Source organism: Shewanella hanedai (genome assembly GCF_007197645.1).
GTDB lineage: Bacteria > Pseudomonadota > Gammaproteobacteria > Enterobacterales > Shewanellaceae > Shewanella > Shewanella hanedai.
In genome coordinates this window covers 25,936-47,958 of sequence record NZ_VKGK01000008.1, presented here as the reverse complement: position 1 = coordinate 47,958, position 22,023 = coordinate 25,936, and the positions used below count along the sequence as shown (strand labels likewise).

At 44.4% G+C, this 22,023-nt stretch carries 13 protein-coding genes and 1 pseudogene; all 14 read left to right on the top strand.

Annotated features, from left to right (window positions below; all coding sequences use genetic code 11):
• The first annotated feature begins 382 nt into the window (after nt 1-382).
• The 14 genes and pseudogenes from FN961_RS08415 to fdhE all read left to right on the top strand — a co-directional run bounded on the left by FN961_RS08415 (nt 383) and on the right by fdhE (nt 21,940).
• Nucleotides 383-2,425: a TonB-dependent receptor domain-containing protein gene (locus tag FN961_RS08415; RefSeq protein ID WP_143564113.1), complete on the top strand. Its 2,043-nt coding sequence runs from the start codon at nt 383-385 to the stop codon at nt 2,423-2,425.
• A 168-nt stretch (nt 2,426-2,593) separates the two neighbouring features.
• Entirely contained in the window at nt 2,594-3,169 is a 576-nt protein-coding gene (locus FN961_RS08410) for a PepSY-associated TM helix domain-containing protein (protein ID WP_143564112.1), read from the top strand.
• Between the two features lie 13 nt (nt 3,170-3,182).
• On the top strand, nt 3,183-3,680 hold the full coding sequence (locus FN961_RS08405; RefSeq protein WP_143564111.1) for a DUF2271 domain-containing protein: 498 nt from the start codon (nt 3,183-3,185) through the stop codon (nt 3,678-3,680).
• Complete coding sequence (locus FN961_RS08400) at nt 3,677-4,492, top strand: DUF4198 domain-containing protein (protein WP_143564110.1); 816 nt, start codon at nt 3,677-3,679, stop codon at nt 4,490-4,492. Before FN961_RS08405 ends, FN961_RS08400 begins: the two co-directional genes overlap by 4 nt.
• A 432-nt stretch (nt 4,493-4,924) precedes the next feature.
• Entirely contained in the window at nt 4,925-8,599 is a 3,675-nt protein-coding gene (locus FN961_RS08395; RefSeq protein WP_143564109.1) for an ATP-binding protein, read from the top strand.
• Nucleotides 8,599-9,252, top strand: a complete 654-nt coding sequence (locus FN961_RS08390; RefSeq protein ID WP_143564108.1) for a hypothetical protein — start codon at nt 8,599-8,601, stop codon at nt 9,250-9,252. The genes FN961_RS08395 and FN961_RS08390 overlap by 1 nt, the downstream gene beginning before the upstream one ends.
• Before the next feature lies 1 nt (nt 9,253).
• The gene (locus FN961_RS08385; RefSeq protein WP_143564107.1) at nt 9,254-10,474 is read left to right on the top strand and encodes a phosphoenolpyruvate carboxylase; all 1,221 of its coding nucleotides are present in this window, start codon (nt 9,254-9,256) and stop codon (nt 10,472-10,474) included.
• Nucleotides 10,475-10,962: 488 nt separating this feature from the next.
• Nucleotides 10,963-12,228, top strand: coding sequence for a dicarboxylate/amino acid:cation symporter (locus FN961_RS08380; protein WP_143564106.1), 1,266 nt, complete (start codon nt 10,963-10,965; stop codon nt 12,226-12,228).
• A 183-nt stretch (nt 12,229-12,411) separates the two neighbouring features.
• A pseudogene (locus FN961_RS08375) lies at nt 12,412-13,626 on the top strand (urea ABC transporter substrate-binding protein).
• The gene (locus tag FN961_RS08370) at nt 13,623-15,671 is read left to right on the top strand and encodes a sensor histidine kinase (protein WP_143564105.1); all 2,049 of its coding nucleotides are present in this window, start codon (nt 13,623-13,625) and stop codon (nt 15,669-15,671) included. Before FN961_RS08375 ends, FN961_RS08370 begins: the two are co-directional and overlap by 4 nt.
• Nucleotides 15,672-16,393: 722 nt before the next feature.
• Nucleotides 16,394-19,411 (top strand): formate dehydrogenase-N subunit alpha, encoded by a 3,018-nt coding sequence (gene fdnG / locus FN961_RS08365; protein ID WP_143564104.1) that lies wholly within the window; start codon nt 16,394-16,396, stop codon nt 19,409-19,411.
• Nucleotides 19,412-19,413: 2 nt separating this feature from the next.
• Entirely contained in the window at nt 19,414-20,316 is a 903-nt protein-coding gene (gene fdxH, locus FN961_RS08360; RefSeq protein WP_143564103.1) for a formate dehydrogenase subunit beta, read from the top strand.
• 5 nt (nt 20,317-20,321) lie between these two features.
• Entirely contained in the window at nt 20,322-20,966 is a 645-nt protein-coding gene (locus FN961_RS08355) for a formate dehydrogenase subunit gamma (protein WP_143564102.1), read from the top strand.
• A 2-nt stretch (nt 20,967-20,968) separates the two neighbouring features.
• The gene (fdhE, locus tag FN961_RS08350; protein WP_143564101.1) at nt 20,969-21,940 is read left to right on the top strand and encodes a formate dehydrogenase accessory protein FdhE; all 972 of its coding nucleotides are present in this window, start codon (nt 20,969-20,971) and stop codon (nt 21,938-21,940) included.
• Nucleotides 21,941-22,023: the final 83 nt, after the last annotated feature.

Below are 22,023 nucleotides of genomic sequence, written 5' to 3'. Positions count from 1 at the left end.
TCTGCTATTCCTTAAATCAACATTTAGCCCAACGTCAGTTGGGCTAATCTCCTCTAATATCTTCCAATTCCATCTAACATTTTCTAATCTCCTTCAATATTATTTAATTCCCATAATGACCGACGAATGCGATAGCTAATACAGGTTGAGCTTCAAGCGTCACGCATATTTTTATGCACTACAAAAGCTAAATTATTGTTCTTAAAAAGGATTGGTGTGTCGTATTGTCAGTGCATTTGCATGTATTGAACTGAGCTAAGCTAGGCTCATGAGTCGTTACAAGTGTGCAAATAATGTAAAGCATGTAAATTTAATTAAAATAAGAATCATTATCATTTAGAGTCTGCGCAATTTAAAAAGCTCCTATGAAGGCATACTCAAAATGAAAGTTCGTTATTTGTCATTAGTTATCGCTGCAACATTGAGTCCTCAATTGTTAGCGAAAGAGATTCAAGAGTTAGAAACTACCGCAGTTGCTGTTCAAGAAGAAAGCCAGTATCAAGTATCATCTGAAGTCATACTTGATGAGCAGGTTAATGATATAAAAGGTATTTTTAATAAAATCGCTGCGGTTGATGTGAGTAATGGTGTGCGATATAGCCAGAAAACGTACATACGTGGTGTTGAAGAGCATTCTGCGAATGTCACTATCGATGGTGCACGTCAAGACGGACAGCTTTTCCATCACGCGGGTAACCAAATGGTTGATCCTTCGATGTTAAAGAGTGTTTCTGTCGAATTAGGTGCTGCATCAGTGCTAAGCGGTTACGGGGCTAATGTTGGTGCGATTAAGTATGAAACGTTAGATCCAAAAGACATGTTAGCGCCGAATCAAAAGTTTGGTTTTAAAACTGCAGCAGCCATGGATACGGCGACTGAATTTAGGCAAGGTAACGTTAGCCTTTACGGCATGCTAACCGAGAAATTAAGCGCGTTAGCCACGGTAAATTGGAATGAGTCTGGTGATATTGATACACCGGGTGAAGAGCCTATTGTGAATAAACACAGTGAATTAAAAAGTGGCTTAATCAAGTTAGTTTATGATTTTAGTGAGGTTGAGCAGCTAGATTTTTCAGCCCAACGTTATGAAGACAGTGGTCATAGAGCATTGTCAGGTGAAAAGCCTGGCGTGACAACATTGGATGAAGCGCTCGGCTTTAATGGTTATGAACGTGATACCTATACGCTTAATTACCATAATGACAGTAGTAACCCACTGTTAGATTTATCAGTCGATGCTTATTTTAATGAAAAGAAAATGACGCGCGGGAGTGCTACAGGTAAGAATTGGTACCGAGACAGTGATGGGAAATGGCAAAGTGATGGCACTGCAACGACTCCATCACGTGATTACTCTTATAAAACTATCGGCTTAAATATCCGTAATACTTTTATCATTAATGATATTGCGTGGACGGCGGGAGTTGACAGTTTCAAGTCAAAACAAGCCATCGATGTTGCAGGATTAAAACAAATCACCTTGTCAGATGGCACCATGACGTCTGAAGACGTGTCGGTCAATAATGGCCCTGAGTCATCTTTGATTGGTGCTTATGTTCAAGCTGAATTTGAGTTTGGCGCATTCACTATTGTGCCAGGCGTTCGTTATGATAACTATTCACTGAGTGGTGCTTATGACAGTTCATTTAATCAACTATCACCTAAGCTCGCGGTTAATTGGCTGGCTAACGAAGATCTAAACCTTAAGTTTGGCTACGGTCGGATCTTTAAAGGCCCTGGGTTACCTGAAACACTCATGATTCAAGAAGGAATGACACAATCTGATGATGCGAAAGCTGAAACTGGTAATCATTTCGAGCTTAATGTCATTCAAGATTTAGAAAGCCTGCTTAATGTCGACACTGCAAGCACTTACATTAATGTCTATCAATACACGATTGATAACTCTTTTCATCCCACCAAAAATACCAGCTTAACCCGTGGTCTATATGATTTAACCATGAAAGGGGTTGAGGCAGGTTTTAACATTAGTCACCAAGATTTAAGCGCCTACATTAGTTATAGCTATAACACTGGGGAAAATGCTTACCCAGGTTACACCACTGACAACCTATATAGCGGTACGCAGGTGATTAAAATTGGTGCTGATTATCAGATAACTGACTCAGTATTGATTGGCTGGAATAGTCATTTTGCTAGCGCAGCAAGTTTAGATGAAAACTCTCTTAGCAATGGCAACCTAGTGACTGAAAAAGTGAATAAAGCGGGCTATGGCGTCAGTAATTTTTGGTTAGATTATCAAGTGGCTGAGATTGAAGGTTTATCACTTAAATTGGCTGTTGATAATGTCTTTGATAAAGCGTACCAAAACCATAATAGCTTTGGCATGTATTGGGGAAATGAAAAGTATAACGACAATGAAGTCGGTCGTAATTTCAAATTAGCTGCTAGCTACCAATTCTGATCAAGTCACACTATTAATCAGCAAGAGTAGATGATGACTAGTTGTCATTTTCTCCTCTTGTGACGGTAACATTGATGAATCATACCTCTCGAAAATGTCAGCGGGATAATCCTGTCACGGCTCTAGTCTTGTGCTCAGCAAGTGCTGCTCAATCTCTAGGGGCAAATCTTGCGCATCAATAAGTCATTTTTGGCCTTGTCACGGCTTATCCATGTGTACGTTTCTATGGCGTTACTCACGCTGATGATTTTTTTCTCTGTTACTGGAGTCACGCTTAATCATCCTGAATGGTTTGCTGAGCATCAAGCTGATGTGCTTGAGGCTGATTTTGTTGCACCTACAGAATTACTCACCTCGAAAAACCAAGGGAACTTGCTGAATTTTCTTATCAAAGAGAACCATCTAAATGGCAATCGGTTAAGTATTGAGCGTGAAGAGGAGGAGCTATTTATCACCGACAAAGGCCCAGGCGCCTATTTGAGCCTAACGATCGATTTACATTCGGGGGAAGCCTACAAGGAGGCGATCGATTATGGCTATTGGGCATTGTTCAATGATCTGCATAAAGGGAGAAACAGCGGTGATTTTTGGGGATTCATTATCGATTTGAGTGCGGTGCTCATGATCGTTTTTAGCCTTAGCGGTTTTGTGTTAGCGCTGGCTCAACGGCGTATCAATCGGACTATGGCTGTCAGTGTTATGAGCTCTTTATTTGTTATTAGTATTTATTTTATCGGGGTTTGATTGGAGGACCATTATGAAAGTAAAAGTTTTATTTATCATGTTTTTATGGCTAGGAGGGATGGCTACGTCATCGGCTGCAGAGTTGCAATTATCACTGACGCTACCGTCAAAAGCGGGTGAATACCACAACCCTTATGTGGCGGTGTGGCTAGAAGATAGTTCAGGCAAGAGCGTAAGAACCTTAGTGCTGTGGAGAGAAAGGGCTAAGTGGCTAAAAGATATTCGTCGTTGGTGGCGAAAAGTGGGTCGTAAAGATAACGAATTGGTTGATTCCATTACCTCAGCGACCCGTGCAGCAGGGCGATATCAATTAGATTTTAACGCCCTCGATGATGATAAAGACCCATTAGCGGCAGGCGATTACGTGTTGAACGTAGAGGTTGTACGTGAAAATGGCGGGCGCGGCATCATCAAACAAAAATTCACCTTGAATGGGGCTGATCAGACTTTTACGTTGGCAGCGAACTCAGAAATGGCCAAATCAATGTTTACTATTAAGGGATCACTATGAAATTTAAAACACTACTTGTAGGGGCTACAGCCTTGTTATTTGCTTCTCAAGCAGCGGCACATAATCGTTGGTTCTTGCCAAGTCATTTTAATCTATCCAATGACAAGGGAGAGTGGGTGATGGTCGATGTGACTGCCTCTAATGAGGCATTTAACGTCGATAAACCGTTGGGTGCCGAGAAAATGGAAATCGTAGCGCCTGATGGAAAGTCAGTGTTTCCTGGTTCTAGCTATCGAGGTCACCGTAAAAGTGTTGTTGATGTTTATCTTGAAAATGATGGTACCTATCAACTTAAAATGGGTGGCGAACCTAAGTATTGGACAAGTTATAAAATAAAAGGCGAAGACAAAAAGCAGTGGTTAGGCAATACGAATAAACAAAACCGTGAGAGCAAGTTACCTAAAGGGGCATATGATGTTCGTACGGTTGAATCGTCTAGCAGTATTCAAACGTATATCACGCTAAATTCGCCGTCAGAAAACTTTGCGGTGAATAATCAAGGTTTAGAATTTGTACCCGTCACTCATCCGTCAGATGTGGCGCAGGGTGAAGAAGCCAAATTTAAATTTATTTATAACGGTAAACCAGAGTCAAACGTTAAAGTTGAAATCTTAAGGGAAGGTGTACGTTACCGTAATGACCCTGAAAATGTAGAGCTGACGACGGATGCTAAAGGAATGATTAGCTTTACCCTTGAACATGCAGGGCGTTATTTACTCATTGCTGAGTTTGAGCAAGAAGCATCAGATAATGCATTAGCGGATGATCTTCATGGGCAAATATTTCTAACATTTGAAGCGGTATTGAATTGATAACGTCATCTTATTTATTCTTTTACTTACAAAAAGTGAGTAAACAATTTTACGTCACTTGATAAAAGATCGCAGATAATCCCAAGCCTAAGGTGTTGTCTACGAGTTTACAATCTACTCGCTTCATGGTGCAGAGTTCAGGTTTTAAAGGCTGAACTCTGCACTGACCCACGCGCATATTCTGCGCTTTTCCTCGTTTAATTTAATTGCTCTTTCCTTGTGCGACTAACTGTCATGAAATAGCGTATGATCTCGGTTTCAAAATCCTGTGCTCATTGTCATGATAGCCGGATTGCCAACTGTGCCGCTTTGATTTATTTTAGTCACTCTATATAGATGATGAAATGAACTCATCCCCTAGATTATCTGGGGTTTTACTGTTTTTTGATGTTACATCGCCTCGCTTGAGGCATCGTTTGGATAAGGAAAGAAATGCCAAGCTTGAATCGAATAGTGCTTATCGATACACACCTCCCTGGTGTAGTGGAACTCGCCCTAGATGGTCATACCAACATTTGTGGTACCAACGCCTCAGGAAAAACCACGCTACAGCGTCTGGTTCCTGTCTTTTATGGCGAATACCCAAGTCGTGTTGTTCCTTCGACCCGTGACAGTTTCGAGCGGTGGTATCTGCCCCATGATTCCAGTTTCATTATCTATGAGTATAAGCGTGCCGATGGCTTGCTCAATCAAGCGGTTCTAGCATCAGCAGGTGACGGTAAAGGGGTGAACTATCGCTTTATCGCCAAGGGCTTTGAGCTAGAAGATTATATTAAGTCGAATCTGGGCGACATGGTCCAGTGCCATACCATGGCCGAGCTTGGCCGTGAGATGAAACGAGCGGGAGTCGCGGTCACTAACCTGCTTAACACCCGCGAATTCAGAGCGATTATTCAAAATGACCGTGCGCTACTCAGTACGGGCAGCAACCGCACTGAACTGCGTAACTATGCGCGCCAATTCTCGTTGTGCGAAGCAGAGCATTCTTTGCGTCATATCGAAAAGCTCGCCAAAGCGGTGCATTCGAAAGAGGGCAAGATGGAGACGATCAAATCAATGATCGCCGCCATATTAGAGGAGGACGGGGTCAACCCACCAAGTTCTCGTCTGAACCCGCAACGAGTCGAAGCTTGGATTAGAGACAGTCAGCTTATTCAAGGTTTTGAGCAGATCCGCCCTGAATTTGAGAAGTTAGAGCAGGAGTTTGATCAACTTCTCAGTGCAGAGCAGCGTCTTGCCAGTCTAAAATGCGGCTATAGCAAAGATGAAACCGTTGAAGTTGAACGCCAAGATCACAATCAAGACTTATCTAAAGCGCTGAATGCCCAACTCAGAGCACTCGATGATGAGTGGAAAGAGCAGCGTGATGAGCTCAACTTGGACTTGTCAGCTGCAAAAGGTGATGTGGCCAAGTGTGAATATGAACTCGATGCCATCGAAGAGCAACACGCAAACTTTTTGGATGCCGATATCGAGCAAGCCAAGATGGATCTCGAACAGCTATCTAACTGGCGTGGCAGTTTAGAAAATTTATCTGAACGCCATAAGTTACAAACTGAGAAGCACCAAGATATTGAAGCGGCTTACAATGCCCGTCGCAGTAAAATTGGTGAAGGACTAAACCGTGAGCTTGAAAATCTGCATCAAGAGCAGGACAGCCATCGGGAAAGTCGCGATAAACAAAGAGAGATCGGGCGCGGTGAGCTAGAGGCATTAGATGGCCTATGGCGTGAACAGATGGAAACCGGCCGGGCTAAGTTCCGTGAAGAGGAGTATCAACTTAAGCTTTCAGCTGCTGAGCTTAAAGTACGAGTTGATAATGTCACTTACACGGAGGAGGAAAAGCTGACGTTGGCGGTCTTCGATGAGCGGATAACCCACGCCGACGAGGAGCAGGAAAGCTGTAACGCTAAGGTCGACAGATTGACGATTGAAGAACGTAAGCTCAGAGCTAAGCGTGATCAATCGAATGAAGCCCTACGTGTATCTGGCATACGGGTGACTGAACGTCAGAGCGAACTCGATGAGATACACCATATTCTGTTCCCTCAATCTCACACTTTACTAGAGTTTTTACGTAAAGAGAGCGGTGATTGGGAAGAGACATTAGGTAAGATCATTAACCCTGAGTTGCTGCACCGTAGCGATCTTCATCCATCAATTCTTGCTGATAAGGTTGATGCCCTTTACGGTATTGCGCTTGATCTTAAGGCGATTGATGCGCCTGAATACGCCGCTTCTGAGCAAGAATTACGTATTCGTCATGCTAAGGCTGAAGAGGTGCTGCAAAGCGCTAAAGAGTTACAGGCAGAAGCTGAAGATCAACTGGTTGCCATCAATGCAGAACTCGATGGGTTAACTCGCGAATTGACCTTTGCTCGCACGGCCTATAAAAATAGTCGTGATGACCTTCGTCGCTTGTTTGATGAAAAACGCGGCGAGCAGGAGAAGATTAACCAATCACTGAATTCGCGTAAATCTGAGGCTCAGAAGAGTCTAAGTCGTTTCGACAGTGATTTGAAAAACCTGAATTCACAGCATCAAGAGTGGCTCGAAGAGCAAAAAGAGCAAGCGCTTGAAGCTAAAATGGAGAAGAACGCCTACTGGCAAGAGGTGGTTGGCGCACTCGATAACCAAGTTAATCAGATTAAGGCCAACATCGAACAGAGACGTGCTCATGCTAATAGCGAACAGAAAGCCTGTGAGCAGTGGTATAAGAACGAACTTAAGTCTCGTGGTGTCGATGAAGATAAAATTGTGGCGCTTAAGCAAGAGATCCGCGATTTAGAAACCAGTATCAGCAAGGCTGAGCAGCGTCGTAGCGAAGTACTGCGCTATGATGATTGGTATCAACATACTTGGTTGAACCGTAAGCCGAAACTGCAGACTGAACTTGCCAAGGTTAAGCATGCGACTTCTGAAATAGATCAACAGCTTAAATCTAAGGCCAATGAAGTCAAAGCGAAGCGTCAGGAGCTAGACAATCAACGTAAGCAGTCTGATTCTGTTCAAGTTGAAGCCTCTGAGAACTTGACTAAACTGCGCAGCGTGATGCGTAAGTTAACTGAGCTTAAACTGCCCCAAAACACAGATGATGCCCAAGGTGGATTGACCGAACGTCTGCGTCAGGGCGAGGAGCAACTGCTTAAACGGGACAGCTTATTGAGCTCTGTGAAGCAGTATATTGAGCATTTTGATTCAGTGATCGCCAGTAAATCCGGCTCGAGTTTGTCTGAGATCTGGGAGCGAGCGCGTGAGGAATCAAGCTTCCTCAATGATAAAGGGATCCGTATCCTCGATTACCGCAAGCTCGTGCCTCAGCTTGAGCAGTTGCTCAATGTGATGGTGCCACAATCGATCACAGCTTTGCGTGAGCAGGGGCGTATCTTCGGTGTCGACCTGACCGCTTTCTATGATGTATTAGTGGATATTGATCGCCGTATCGCCTCTCAAAGTGCCCGCATCACTCGAGAAGTGGGTGAGGAGCTCTTTCTCGACGGTGTTTCTGAGTCAGCGGTTAAGATCCGCTCGCGCATTAGTGAGCTGGAGTTCTGGCCTGAACTGGAGGCATTTGTTAAAGCCTTCCATCAGTGGAAAGCCGATGGTTTTAGTGAACTGCCTGATGAGAACTACACCAACACGATGCGCCGTGCCTTAGACATTATTGGCCGTGCAGCGCTGTCTGGAGGCATCTCTAAGTTGCTTGAGATTGAGCTGAGATTGAAAGAGGGCAATAGCGATCTAGTGATCCGCACCGATAGACAGCTCAATGAATCCTCCAGTCATGGTATGGCGTATCTTATTTTATGTAAGTTCCTGTTGGCCTTTACACGTCTACTGCGTGGACGCGCCGATGTGACGATTCATTGGCCTATCGATGAGCTGGGCACCTTGCACCACGCTAACGTGAAGAAGATTTTCGATGCCTGTGAAAATAATAATATCTCTGTTTTAGGCGCATTTCCTAATCCAGAATCTGAGGTGCTTAATTTGTTTGCTAACCGCTACATCATTAACAAGCAGACTAAGAAGCTTCAGGTGGTGAAGCCACAGCTTAATCCAATCGCAGCCAAACTGAATCAACGTAATGCAAAGGAGGCGGTGTAATGTCAGACATGAATGAGACTGTCGTTGTCGGCACCGGCGCTATTATAGAAAGACTGTTAAAAGGCGAATTTATTTGCCGCACGACCGATGAGGAGAGTTGGCGCTCACTTAAAAATCCTGACACGCGTGAACGTGTCGAAGTGTATCTTAACCAGATCAACCGCACTATCGGGTCGGCAGGTGAAGGAGAAGTCTTCTTTTGTGGTTACCAGCAGTTAGGTGACCGTGAGCGTAAAGTGATCTCATCTCAGTTCAAAGATATCTGTAATGCCTTAATCCCATTAGTGGAGTGGTTAGTTCTAGTTCAGGAGTCCAGTGGACAGGATGCGCCGTTGTCTGAAGGCGCTGCAGTGCGCTTAACTGAGCTGCAAACCCGCATCGAAGATACGCCTGCATTTCGTGAGCAACTGGCTAAAATTAGCCAGTATCGTCTATTTGGATCGACCAGCCCCAATGTTGATGCCCAGATAAAGCTAGTTTTTAAGCGTTTGGTGGAGCTGGGATATTTGGCCAGACCCAATGTCGAGAAACAGATTTTTATTGCGACGGGTAAGTTAGATTACTTGTATGAAGTTATTCGCTTTATCGATGAAACAGAGGGCTTGAGCTTGGAAGCTCAAGCTGAAACGGCGACCCAAAGGGATCTGGTTTAACATGAGCACTAACCTACATCAGGCTGGGGTTAAGCTGTTAAAGCAGCTAGGCCGACATGCCGATCTTATTATGGATGTGTATCTGTCGGGATCAGTCTCTGAAAGTGGTGAGAATAGCGCTGCAATCGAGAAGCTGCGTAAAGCAGAGATCCTCTGGCGACCAGAGCCAGATCAAGAACTGCGTCTGAAGCGTTCAGTGCGGGCTCTGCTTGAGGAAGCGCTCAGTGATGAGCGTAATCGTCAGATAGATTCAAACGTGGGCTCATCTTTAGCCAGCATAAAGACATTGGCGGATCATTATAAAGAGGCTCGTCAAAACGTCGATTTTGGTGCGACAGAAGCTTATCTTTCCGATCTGAGTGAGCATGTGTACAGCTTCGCAGAAGGATTGAGATATTCGATTCGTGTGCTCTGGAGTCGCATAAACAATGAGTTTGGTTATGTGGGCACCATCAATGCCAAGATCCGAGAAAATGAACTTGCACAGAGCCAGGTAACAGAGCTATTGAACGGGTTAGCCATGTTCCAGTTTAGCGAGCTAGGTGAAATTGCGGGGGATATCAGAGAGCTGCGTAAGCTGCTAGTGACAACCCTACAGGAAACCTTAAGTGACTGTACTCAGGAACTGAGCGTCGTTCAGGGACGTTTACTTGAGTTGCTTGGGCGATTCCGCCAGATTAGAGGAAGAACTCGTCTGCTGAAGGGATGGTTACTCTACACGGATCTGCATCCAGACTATAAACCAGTGGATCATGTTAGCCACAAACAGCTGCCGATCTTGTTTAACCGTGCAGAAGCCATTTTAGCGCCGGCGGCGGTGGATGTGCATAACACGGGTTATGAACCTGAGTTGTTAGACATTGTATCTCGAGTAAAAGCGATCAGTCGTACCCCTCATGAACTGTTAGTTCGTGAGCAAGATGTTTCAGTGTCTTTGAGCCAAGCAGAAGATTTTGCTATTCCAGATAATCCACTTAAGTTGGCTGTCGATAACTATTTCTGTGCAGTTATCGATTCTGGACGCAGCCAGTCTGCGTTGGATTACTTAGGTGAAAACGAACTTCCTTGGGATAAGGAGAGTTGGCTTTATCAAGTGATTTGTGGCTACGAAGGCTTGCCTCAAGAGCATAAAGACTACTTTGAACTGGAGCCGATCGGAGAGCCAGATCCAGTCTTTACGGGTAACTTTATCATCAGAGATGTTGAGTTAGGCTTCGCATAAGATGTGTTAATTTGAGTGTTGATAGAAGCTGAAAAATCATCAAAAGCCGATAATAGGTATTACCTGTATCGGCTTTTTTATCATTAATCGACTATTGCATCGACCTTTTAACTTTAACTGTGCAGTTGATCGAACTGCTCTGATCGTATCTGGTGGTTATTTGTTTCCTTAAGTCTGAATTTTCCGGATTTACTTGCTGCAATAGGTGTGATGGAGTTGATGCGTACCGTTAAGTTTGTAGCCGAAATGTAAAACTCAGTTGATTGTTTTTACTTAATAATCTCCCCAATCTCATGTAATAACTGACCATATGAAGATGTTGCATTTATGTGCAACTTTTCGAGTGGCGGATTACCATTGAAATTCACACCAGCATGATTCACTATCATTGACCAAAGTAAGTATAAGAAAAAGCATCGGCGCGCAATGTGTTAGATGTTTTATTAATTAAGGCATGCAAAAAGACATGCTGAATTGAAGGCAGGAAAATGACTAAATCACTTTCAACAAGGATCTTTATAGGTCTGTTTTCCGGATTAATTTTCGGTTCCATCATTCAATACCTTCTTGGCGATATTGGATTCTTCTCAGGTACCATTGTCGAATTATCATCTGGTGTCGGTGCCATGTTCGTGAATATGATCATGATGCTTGTCGTCCCTTTGGTGTTCGTCAGTATCGTGTGTGGGGTCTTAGAGCTTAAAGATTTAAAAAGTTTTGGCCGCTTAGGTGGGAAAACATTCGGCTTTTATATCATTAATACATTGGTCGCTATTTTTGCAGCCCTCGCGGTGGCACTCTTGTTACAACCAGGCCGTGGCGTTGATATGACGGGGGGAACCGGATTACAAATCACCGCAACTGAGCTGCCTAACCTAATTCAGTTAATTGTTAATATCGTGCCAAGTAATCCAGTGGCCGCATTTACCTCGGGTAACATGCTACAAGTTATTTTTATGGCTTTGCTAGTGGGTGGTGCGGTTAAGTCTTTGGGTAAAGGAGTTCCTCTGCTTACTCAAGGGTTCCTTGAAGGTAATAAGTTGATGATGAAGCTTATTACAGTGGTGATGCAGTTGGCGCCTATCGGTGTGTTTGCCTTGATGTTAAAGCTGGGGGCGACACTCGAAGCTGAAATATTTGTTAGCGTGCTCGAGTATGTCTTTGTTATTTTAGGCCTGTTATTGACGTGGATATTTATTGTCTATCCAATGGCTGTGGGCGCTTTTACGCCAGTGTCGGCGAAAGAGTTTCGTGCTAAAACTCGCGAGCAGATTTTGTTCTCGTTATCGACGGCGAGTTCAAATGCCACGATACCTGTGACGATGCGAACATTGACAGAAAAATTAGGTGTGAAGCGAGCTGTAGCAGGCTTTGGTGTACCGCTAGGAGCAACGATGAACATGGGCGGTGTTTCCATCTATATAACTATCGCTATCTTCTTCGTCGCCAACGCATTTGGTGCGCCTATCGCCATGGAACAACTTCCTGCACTACTTTTTAGTATTTTCTTGCTCTCAGTGGGGGCTGGTGGAGTGCCTGGTGGTGGCATGGTGATGATAGGCGTGTTGATTCATCAGATGGGATTACCCGTTGAAGCATTTGCTATTGTCGCTGCACTCGACAGATTGATCGACATGGTATTGACCTCATGTAACGTTGTTGGTGACACTGCGGTATTAACGATTGTTGATGCAACGGAGAAAGATATCGATGGGCATGAAACTGACGCCATAACGGCCAGCGCAAAAGCGTGATGTTTTTATTTAGGTAGTTGTTGAACGTTAAAACCTCTTAAGCCCGTAGTTGTCTACGGGCTTTTTGCTTTACCCTTTATGTATCTCCTTTCTGAAATCTTTTAAAATGGCTAAATCCCACTTATCTGCCAAGATTAACTCACGAGTAAACCTTTATATCTGATACTCGTTTCTGGAGATAGTGTGGTAAAGAGATTCCGCGTGTATTTTGGCCTGTGCTTATTGTTTTTCGGGTTACTCATTGCATTGGTGGCTTGTGATACTAAGCAAGATACCAAAGTGAGAATTGGTATCTTGCACTCTATGACTGGCACCATGTCTTTTAGTGAACGCGATCTTGTTGATGTTATTTCTTTGGCAATAAAAGAGATTAACCTTGATGGCGGCTTATTGGGCAAAGAGCTTGAACCTGTGTTGGCTGATGGAGCATCAGATCCAAATAAGTTTGCTACCGAAGCGGATCGATTAATCATTGAAAATAAAGTGGCGGTGATATTTGGCTGCTGGACATCAAGTTGTCGTAAGTCGGTTAAGCCCGTTATTGAAAGGCATCACCATCTCATGTTTTACCCTTTGCAATATGAAGGGCTAGAGATGTCACCCAATATCATCTACACCGGTGCGACCCCAAATCAACAGATCATTCCAAGTATCCACTGGGCATTAGAGAATATCGGTAAACGGGTATATCTAGTGGGCTCTGACTATATCTTCCCTCGCGCCGCTAATATGATTATTAAAGATCAGCTTAAAAGCCGTGGCATCACACCTCTAGGGGAAACCTAGCTTCCTTTAGGTTCATCTGATTTGACCCAAACACTTAAAGAGATCGCCGAACTTAAGCCAGACTTAGTGGTAAACACCATAAATGGCGACAGTAACATCGCTTTTTTTAAAGGCATGAATGCGCTTAACAAGGTGAAAGTACTCTCTTATAGCATCGGGGAGCCGGAAGTGAGGGCGATAGGAATTGGGTTAGTGGAAGGGCATTATGCCGCTTGGAACTATTTTCAAAGTATTGATAGTGATGAAAACAGACGTTTTATCGACGCGTTTAAGCTTGAATTTGGTGCAGACAGGGTGGTCAATGATCCCATGGAGGCGACATACATCGGGGTTAAATTGTGGGCTCAAGCAGTAAGATCTGCAGGGACTTTCGAGCCATTAAGAATAAGAGGTACATTGGCCAATCAAAGCTTAAATGCTCCCCACGGGGTTGTGTCGGTAGAAGCGGAAACCCAGCATCTCTGGAAAACGGTACGCATAGGTCAAGTGCGTGGAGATGGTCAGTTTGAGGTCGTCTGGTCGAGCGAATCCCCTATTCGGCCAAGTCCATTTCCTACTTATCATAAAAAACAGGAGTGGCTTAAACGTGTAAGGGAGTTAACACTGCAATGAAACGATTTGGCCTGTCCAGTGTGCTTTTTTTCTGGTTACTGATTAGTGTAATGGTACCCACACTTCTGCTATCGACCTTGTACCTATCTTCCTTTAAAGCCACCTTGTTAGAGCAAGAACAGGAACATCTGTCGCAGTTTGCCGATAAAAAGGTCAAACAGGTAGAAGACTACATCAGTGAACGTATCGCCGATGTTTTTACCCTGTCCCAATCTACAGAGGTGATAGAGGTATTTGGGGTGCTCATGGCTAAAAATCAAGGAGGAGAGTCACAGCGAGCTGAATATATTGCATTACTGGAAAAGTATCGCCATGTGTACCAGCAATATTCCGATTATGGCTATCTAGACTTGCTCTTTATTAGCCCTTCAGAAGAGGTGATATTCTCTTTAACCAGTCAGCATGAACTCACTAATAATCAAACCACAGAGCATAAACCCCCCCATGGGTTACATGGCGTGATAGAAAAAGCCAAATACTTCCTTGAGTCATCGTCATCGAGCTTTGAATACTCCACCGAATTGGAGCAAGCGACAGCGTTTATCGGGGCTCCAGTATTGAATGAGGGCAAGTTGTTGGGGGTGATCGTACTTCAGGTAGATAGCCAAATTATTCAGCGAGTTACCTTAGATGTAAGTGGTAATCTTTCCAGTAGAGAAGTGGTGGTTGCTGCTAAGCAAGATGAATACTTTAGTTATCAAGCCAAGCTCAAATATGATCCTGATGTGGTTATTGGGGACCTACACCCAGTGTTTGCTCTGCCTAAGCCGCTTGCCAATGCTATATCAGGGATTAGAGGGATTGTGTATGCGCAAGATTACAGGGGAGAAGATGTGATTGCTGCCACACGTTACATTCCATCAATGCAGTGGGGAATGGTCTTAAAAGAGGATCTAGCGGAGGTCATGAGAGCTTATCATGAGCTATTAAGGTTGAGTGTTTTTATGTTTTTAATGGTCATTTTCAGCGTGCTGATACTGGCAGGTATATTAGGTCGATGGTTAGCCAAACCCTTTGAGTTAATGATCGAAATGATGGAAAAAATTGCATCAGGGACAACTGATAGCAGCCTCTCTTTGCAAGGCACGAGAGAGAGTTATGAGCTCGCAATGAGTTTTAACCAGATGTCTCAATCACTGGCTTTAGCAAGAGAAACCTTAGAGCAAAAAGTAGAAGAGCGGACGCGAGATTTGACTCATGAAATATCATTACGTGAGAGTAAAGAACTAGCGCTCAATGAAAGCTATAAGGAGCTGAACGAGTCCATGCAGCGGTTGCAGAGTATGCAGTCTAAGCTGGTGGAGTCTGAAAAAATGGCCTCATTGGGAGGCCTAGTTGCAGGTTTTGCCCATGAGCTTAATACGCCAATCGGAATAGCCATTACAGCATCGTCATTGTTTTCCAGAGAATTGATTATATTAGAGAAGTCATATAATAGTGATACGTTAACCGAAGTTGTTTTCAATCAATATTTAAATGAGATTAAAGATACGTGCTTTCTGCTCGATAAAAATCTTAAACGTACCGCTTCCTTCGTAAGCAACTTCAAACTTGTGGCGGTAGAGCAAACTAACCTTCATAAAGAGAGGTTCGATCTTCATGATTTAGTTGATTCACTTCTGAAAAGTTTGACTCCTGAAACCAAAAAGTACCCGGTGGATATCATCAATGAGATCCCTGCTGATATTTCGATTAATTCTTATGCCGGTGATTTCTATCAACTGCTAACGAACTTGGTGCTTAATGCCATGATCCACGCATTTGAGGGGCAGGATAAAGGCAAGTTAACGATTGGCGCATCGTTGTGCCAATATAATCTCGTTTTGACTGTTTCTGATAATGGTAAGGGGATTTCACAGAATGATTGTTGTTGCATCTTCGAGCCCTTTTTCACGACACGTCGAGGCTCTGGTGGCAGTGGATTAGGCTTAAGTATTGTCTATAACATAGCAACACATAAACTCCACGGTGATATTCAAGTCAGTTCAATTTTAGGTCAAGGAACAGAGTTTATTATGACTCTGCCGATTGAAAATGACACCTGACTGGTTACTGGCTATTAATTATCATTTGATGAGATAACAATAAGGGGCTGTAAAATTTACTTTCAGCCTGTTTATTATTACGGTATTCAACATCCGCTGAGTGTACATTTCATCGGTTTTCACTTCAAATACGCTTACTCAACTTGATTTACAATCACTAATTCAACTCACTAGTGTGGCATATTGTCTAATACTTCGTTTTACAGGCAGGCGTTAAGCATCGTGTTTGTCGAAGACATTTACCCCTGTAATTAGAGAGTAACTCCACCATTACTTTAGCCACTTAAGTTTGTAGATACACACGGTTAACTGCCATCGACTTGAGTACGCATCAGCTTTTTATTTTTGACTTTCTCTTTCAATCTTTTCGCTTACGCCTTGGGAGGCAAAATGTCCACTTTGCGTGCGACTTTATGTCCACTCTTGTTTCGGTCTTTTCTTGTGGTGCTTTGTGTTGTTTTTATTACCTTTGCCGATGGCTTCTGGTTTTTTATCTTTCTTTGGTGTTTTTTGTCGGTTTTATATTCCGTTTACTTGTTTGTGTGATCTCGATACGTTGTAATTAATTGTAAGTTTAGGTGACTTTAAAGATAATCACTTGGCGTCAACTAACCTGTGTTTAGCGTATCGCTTACATGCGTGATGGATGACATAAACCAAGTCTACGCTGGTATGAAATGAACGCAGCCGGAGTAGGATAATACTAATTGTGTGAGGGTGATATGGACAGACGACAGTTTTTTAAACTGTGTGCCTGCGGAGCGACCACATCGGCAATATCAGCGTTGGGATTAATGCCCGGCACTGCGATGGCTGCGCCTCGTGAGTATAAGTTGTTGAAAGCAAAAGAAACCCGCAATAACTGCTGTTATTGCTCTGTGGGTTGTGGCTTGTTGATGTACAGCTATGGCAGTAACGGCAAAAATGCCGAGAAAGCTATTTTCCATATTGAAGGTGATGCTGACCATCCAGTTAACCGTGGAGCGTTATGTCCTAAAGGTGCTGGATTGGTGGACTATGTAAATAGCCCTAACCGTAACCATTTCCCTGAAGTACGTGAAGCTGGCTCTAACGAGTGGAAACGCATTAGCTGGAATGAAGCATTTGGTCGTATAGCCCGTCTAATGAAAGATGACCGCGATGAGAACTTTGTTGAAAAGAACAGTGACGGCACTACAGTAAACCGTTGGCTAACAACCGGGATGATGACTTCATCTGCACAGCCAAATGAAGGCGGTTTTATTACTCACAAGTTTGCTCGTTCTCTTGGCCTTGTGGCCATCGATACTATTGCGCGTAACTGACACTCCCCAACGGTAGCAAGTCTTGCTCCAACATTTGGGCGCGGTGCCATGACCAACCACTGGATCGATATTAAGAACTCCAATGTCGTGGTGATCATGGGCGGTAATGCCGCCGAAGCACATCCTGTCGGTTTCGGCTGGGTTACAGAAGCTATGGAACAGAACAACGCCAAATTGGTGGTTGTTGATCCACGCTTCAATCGCAGTGCAGCATTAGCTGACTGTTATGCACCACTTCGCAGTGGTACAGATATCGCATTCCTTTTAGGGCTAAGTCGATACCTTATTGAAACAGAACAAGTCAATTATGACTATGTAAAAGCGTATACCAACGCAAGTTACATTATTCGTGAAGACTTCGAATTCAATGAAGGCTTATTTAGCGGTTTTGATGAAAAGAGCCGTACTTATGACAAAGATTCTTGGTATTACGAACTTGATGAAGATGGTTATGCCAAAGTTGATGAAACTTACGCCCATCCTCGTTGTGTTTGGAACCTATTAAAGCACCATATCGACCGCTATGATTTTGAAACGGTCAGTAATATTACCGGTACGCCAGTCGAAGATTACGAGAAAGTCTGCGCCTTAATTGGTAGCACACACACTCACGATAAAGCGGCGACCTTTATGTATGCGTTGGGCTGGACCCATCATACCAAAGGTGCGCAAAACATACGTTCGATGGCACTTGTACAGTTGCTACTGGGGAATATCGGTGTACTGGGTGGTGGTGTAAACGCACTGCGTGGTCACTCAAATGTGCAGGGCGCAACCGACATGGGACTGCTATGCCAGAACCTGCCTGGTTACTTGAAACTACCCAATGATAACGATACAGATTTAGCCACATACTTAGATAACTACACGCCTAAAGCGTTGCGTCCGGGCCAAACAAACTACTGGTCGAACTATCCTAAGTTCTTTGTCTCGCAGATGAAGAGTTTCTGGGGTGAAAACGCGACTGCTGCAAATAGTTTTGGTTACGACTGGTTACCTAAGTGGGATATTCAGTACGACTTTACTAAGCACATCGACATGATGTACCACGGTCAAGTTAACGGGTATTTCATCCAAGGGGTTAACGCGATTAACTCTATGCCAAACCGTAACAAGACATTAGCTGCATTATGTAAGCTTAAGTACATGGTGGTGATGGATCCGCTAGCGACAGAAACCTCGGTTTTCTGGCAAAAAGCGGGTGAGTTCAACGATGTTCAGCCAAGTGAAATTCAAACAGAAGTGTTCCGTCTACCGACGACACTATTTGCTGAAGAAGAAGGCTGTATTGTTAACTCCGGTCGTTGGATGCAGTGGCACTGGAAGGGTGCTAATCCTCCAGGGGAATCTAAGCCGGATGCCGAAATTTTATCGGGCATCTTGATGAAGCTTAGAGAGCTTTATAAAGAAGAAGGCGGTGTGTTACCCGAGCCGATTGAGGCGATTAACTGGGGCTACCACAATCCACACTTCCCACATGGAGAAGAAGTGGCAAAAGAGCTTAACGGTATTGATCTTAAAACGGGTAAGCAGCTAGATAGCTTTAGCCAACTAAAAGATGACGGTAGTACGGCATGTGGTTGTTGGATCTATTCAGGTTGTTGGACTGAAGCCGGCAACATGATGGCGCGTCGTGATAACTCTGATACGTCAGGTAAAGGTATCACGCCGGGTTGGGCATTCTCATGGCCAGCAAACCGCCGCGTACTTTATAACCGTGCATCGTGTGACGTTAATGGCAAGCCTTGGGATCCAAAGCGCGTCATCGTTGAATGGACAAATGGTAAATGGCATGGCATCGATCAAGGCGACTTCAACATGAAGTTACCGCCAAAAGAGTCGGCGCATCCGTTCATCATGCAACCTGAAGGTGTGGGTCGTTTCTTTGCGCTTAAACATCTAGCTGAGGGGCCGTTCCCAGAGCATTACGAGCCAATGGAGTCGCCCATTGGGACTAACCCATTGCACCCGAATGTCATTAGTAACCCTGCGGTACGTATGTTACCGGGTGTGGCTGAGACTTTAGGTTCGCATACGGAATTCCCTTATGTGTGTACTACGTACTCGTTAACTGAGCACTTTAACTTCTGGACGATTCACTGTCGTTTAGCGGCTATTTCTATGCCTGAAACTTTCGTTGAACTCGATGAAATTCTTGCAGCGAAGAAAGGCATTGCGAACGGCGACTGGGTAAAGGTTAGCTCTAAGCGCGGTAGCTTGATGACCAAGGCATTAGTGACGAAACGTCTACAGCCGCTAAAGGTTCACGGACAAATGGTGCACACGGTTGGTTTACCGCGTCATGGTGGTCATAACGGCCTAACACGTAGAAGCTACAGTTGTAACGTATTGACGACTGAAGTGGGTGATGCGAATACACAGGTGCCTGAGTTTAAAGCATTCCTTGTGGATATCGCTAAGGCAGAGGGAGTGTAATCATGTCTGCTCAAGATATTATTTTAAGCTCTGGCACATCAGAGCTCACCCCTGCAGCGCAGGTACGCCGTAAGTTAGCCAAAGTGGCTAAATTATTTGATGCCACTAAGTGTAACGGTTGTAAGGCTTGTCAGGTTTCTTGTTCTGAGTGGAACGACCTTAGAGCCCCAGTTGGTAGCTTCCAGGGTTCTTACCAGAACCCAATGGACTTGTCTTCAGAGTGCTGGACGCTGATGAAGTACCAAGAAGTTGAGCGAGATAACAAGCTAAATTGGCGTTTCACCCACAGCGCATGTATGCACTGTGATGATCCAGCCTGTTTAACCGCTTGTTCAACTAAAGGTGCCATCGTACAGCGTGCTAACGGTGTGGTCGATTTTGATTCTGATAAGTGTATCGGCTGTGGTTACTGTGTGGTGGCTTGTCCATTCGATGTACCAAGACTCGATCCTATCGATCAAAAAGCCTACAAGTGCACCATGTGTTCAGACCGTATCCAAGTAGGCCAAGAGCCTGCCTGTGTGAAGTCTTGTATCACAGGCGCACTGAAGTACGGCACCCGTGAAGACATGTTGTTTATTGCAGATCTTAGAATCAAAGAACTGCATAAGCGTGGCTTTACTAAAGCTGGTTTGTATAACCCAGAAGGTGTGGGCGGCACAGGCATGATGATGATTTTACATGATGTTAGTCAGCCGCAAGACTATGGTTTACCAGCCGATCCTAAAACGAGTGTGCCAATTAAATTATGGCAAGACGTGGTTAAACCACTGGGTGCGGCGGGTATCATCGCAACTGTGGCAGTTGCCTGTCTACACCGTATAACAGTGGGCCGTAACCTTGTTGAAGAGGACGAGCCGGCACAGTTTGATCACACTCACTCAGATAAGTCAGATAAGGAGTAACGCTCATGCATAAGCAGAATATGATTTTGCGCCATAAGTTGTTCGACCGCATCTGTCACTGGTTTGTGGTTGCAACGGGGTTGGTGACATTCCTAACCGGCTTTGCTTTCTTTTTCCCATCATTTCAATGGTTGGGAGCGATTGCAGGTACGCCACAAATGGCGCGCTTTGTTCACCCAATTGCCGGCTTGATGATGTGTCTGCCGTTAATGGTGATGTTAGTGCGCTATTACCACCATAACAAGTGGGAAAAGAATGACCTGACATGGATGTTAGCAATCAAGGATGTAATGTTTGAGAACGAGGACAAGATCCCCGCTATCGGCCATTACAACCCAGGTCAAAAAGTATTGTTCCGCACCTTTGTGGTGACCTCTATCGCATTGACGATTACCGGCATCATGATGTGGCAGCCTTACTTTGCCCCTTACTTTGAATCAAGTGCCATTGAATGGGCCATTTTGATACACGCTATCTGCGCATTGATCATGCTGATCTTTGTGATAGTGCATTTCTGGATGGCAACGTGGGTGGAAGGATCGGTCGCTGGCATGTTGTACGGCTATGTGTCGCGGGCTTGGTGTAAGAAGCACCATCCTAACATGCTAAACGATCCTGAATTAAAGACTACTAAGCAGGAAAAACACTAATTATGAGCACAGCAATACTCGACGCTGAAAAGATCCCAGGCCAATCATTGGATATTAAAACCGTGATTCCAGCCTGTCCAATAGCCGTTTATCAATTTAGAGCACAGCGATTAGCTGAGTTAGCACAAGAGTCAGGGTTAGCTGAGTATTTTGGCTTACTTGAACAGTTAGTCAGCGCTCAACAAAAGGTAGCGGCACTGGATGGTTTAGCGGCAAAGAGCTGTTTTGGTCCTGAGCCAAGGCTAGATCTTACGCAAAGCAAGCCAATGGCATTGGATCACTTTGAATGGGGAAATTATTGGCAGTCGGTATTGCTGGAACTCGTTAGTGAGTTAATGCCTAAAGTGAGCGCTGAATTACGCATCGTGTTAAAGGATTTAGTGAAAGCGGATGCGGATGTTGTGCAAGGTTATGCTAAGTCGATGCTTAACGGTCACTTTGCACAGGTACCAGCGCAATACAGCTTATTTATATGGGCTGCACTGTCAGTTTACTGGTCTCATTGGGCTGCTGATGTTGCTGAAGGATTGGCAATGGTTGGTGAGTCCCATAGACGGTTGTGCCCTGTTTGCGGGAGCCATCCAGTGGGGAGCGTGATCAAGGACGAACCTCGTACAGGTTTGCGTTACCTACATTGCAGTCTATGTGAAACCCAGTGGCATGAAGTGCGTGCTGAATGCACTGCATGCGGTGAAAGCAAAGGGGTTAACCTTTGGGCGGAAACTGAAACCAACGCCGCGATTCGTATTGAAAGCTGTGACACCTGTAAGGGGTACACCAAGATGTTCTTTACCGACATTAATCCCAAGCTTGAAGTCGCAGTGGACGATTTAGCCACCATGGTGATGGACAACCATTTGGTAGAGCATGGATACAGCGTAACCACGGTTAATCCGTTGTTGCTGGCCCATGAACAAGACGAAGGTTTTCAGCCAAGTGAACAACCTCATGCAAAGGTTGGCGATATTCATTAATACGCTCAATCGCTAGCAAAATCAGGAGCCGCATATCCGTGCGGCTCTTTTATCGCACAGTTCAACTTCCCATTTAATTAAGA

Bases quoted from the DNA above. Each gene is read 5' to 3' on its own strand.
- FN961_RS08415 (WP_143564113.1), top strand. From the start codon at position 383: ATGAAAGTTCGTTATTTGTCATTAGTTATCGCTGCAACATTGAGTCCT.
- FN961_RS08405 (WP_143564111.1), top strand. From the start codon at position 3,183: ATGAAAGTAAAAGTTTTATTTATCATGTTTTTATGGCTAGGAGGGATG.
- FN961_RS08400 (WP_143564110.1), top strand. From the start codon at position 3,677: ATGAAATTTAAAACACTACTTGTAGGGGCTACAGCCTTGTTATTTGCT.
- FN961_RS08395 (WP_143564109.1), top strand. From the start codon at position 4,925: ATGCCAAGCTTGAATCGAATAGTGCTTATCGATACACACCTCCCTGGT.
- FN961_RS08390 (WP_143564108.1), top strand. From the start codon at position 8,599: ATGTCAGACATGAATGAGACTGTCGTTGTCGGCACCGGCGCTATTATA.
- FN961_RS08385 (WP_143564107.1), top strand. From the start codon at position 9,254: ATGAGCACTAACCTACATCAGGCTGGGGTTAAGCTGTTAAAGCAGCTA.
- FN961_RS08380 (WP_143564106.1), top strand. From the start codon at position 10,963: ATGACTAAATCACTTTCAACAAGGATCTTTATAGGTCTGTTTTCCGGA.
- FN961_RS08370 (WP_143564105.1), top strand. From the start codon at position 13,623: ATGAAACGATTTGGCCTGTCCAGTGTGCTTTTTTTCTGGTTACTGATT.
- fdxH (WP_143564103.1), top strand. From the start codon at position 19,414: ATGTCTGCTCAAGATATTATTTTAAGCTCTGGCACATCAGAGCTCACC.
- FN961_RS08355 (WP_143564102.1), top strand. From the start codon at position 20,322: ATGCATAAGCAGAATATGATTTTGCGCCATAAGTTGTTCGACCGCATC.
- fdhE (WP_143564101.1), top strand. From the start codon at position 20,969: ATGAGCACAGCAATACTCGACGCTGAAAAGATCCCAGGCCAATCATTG.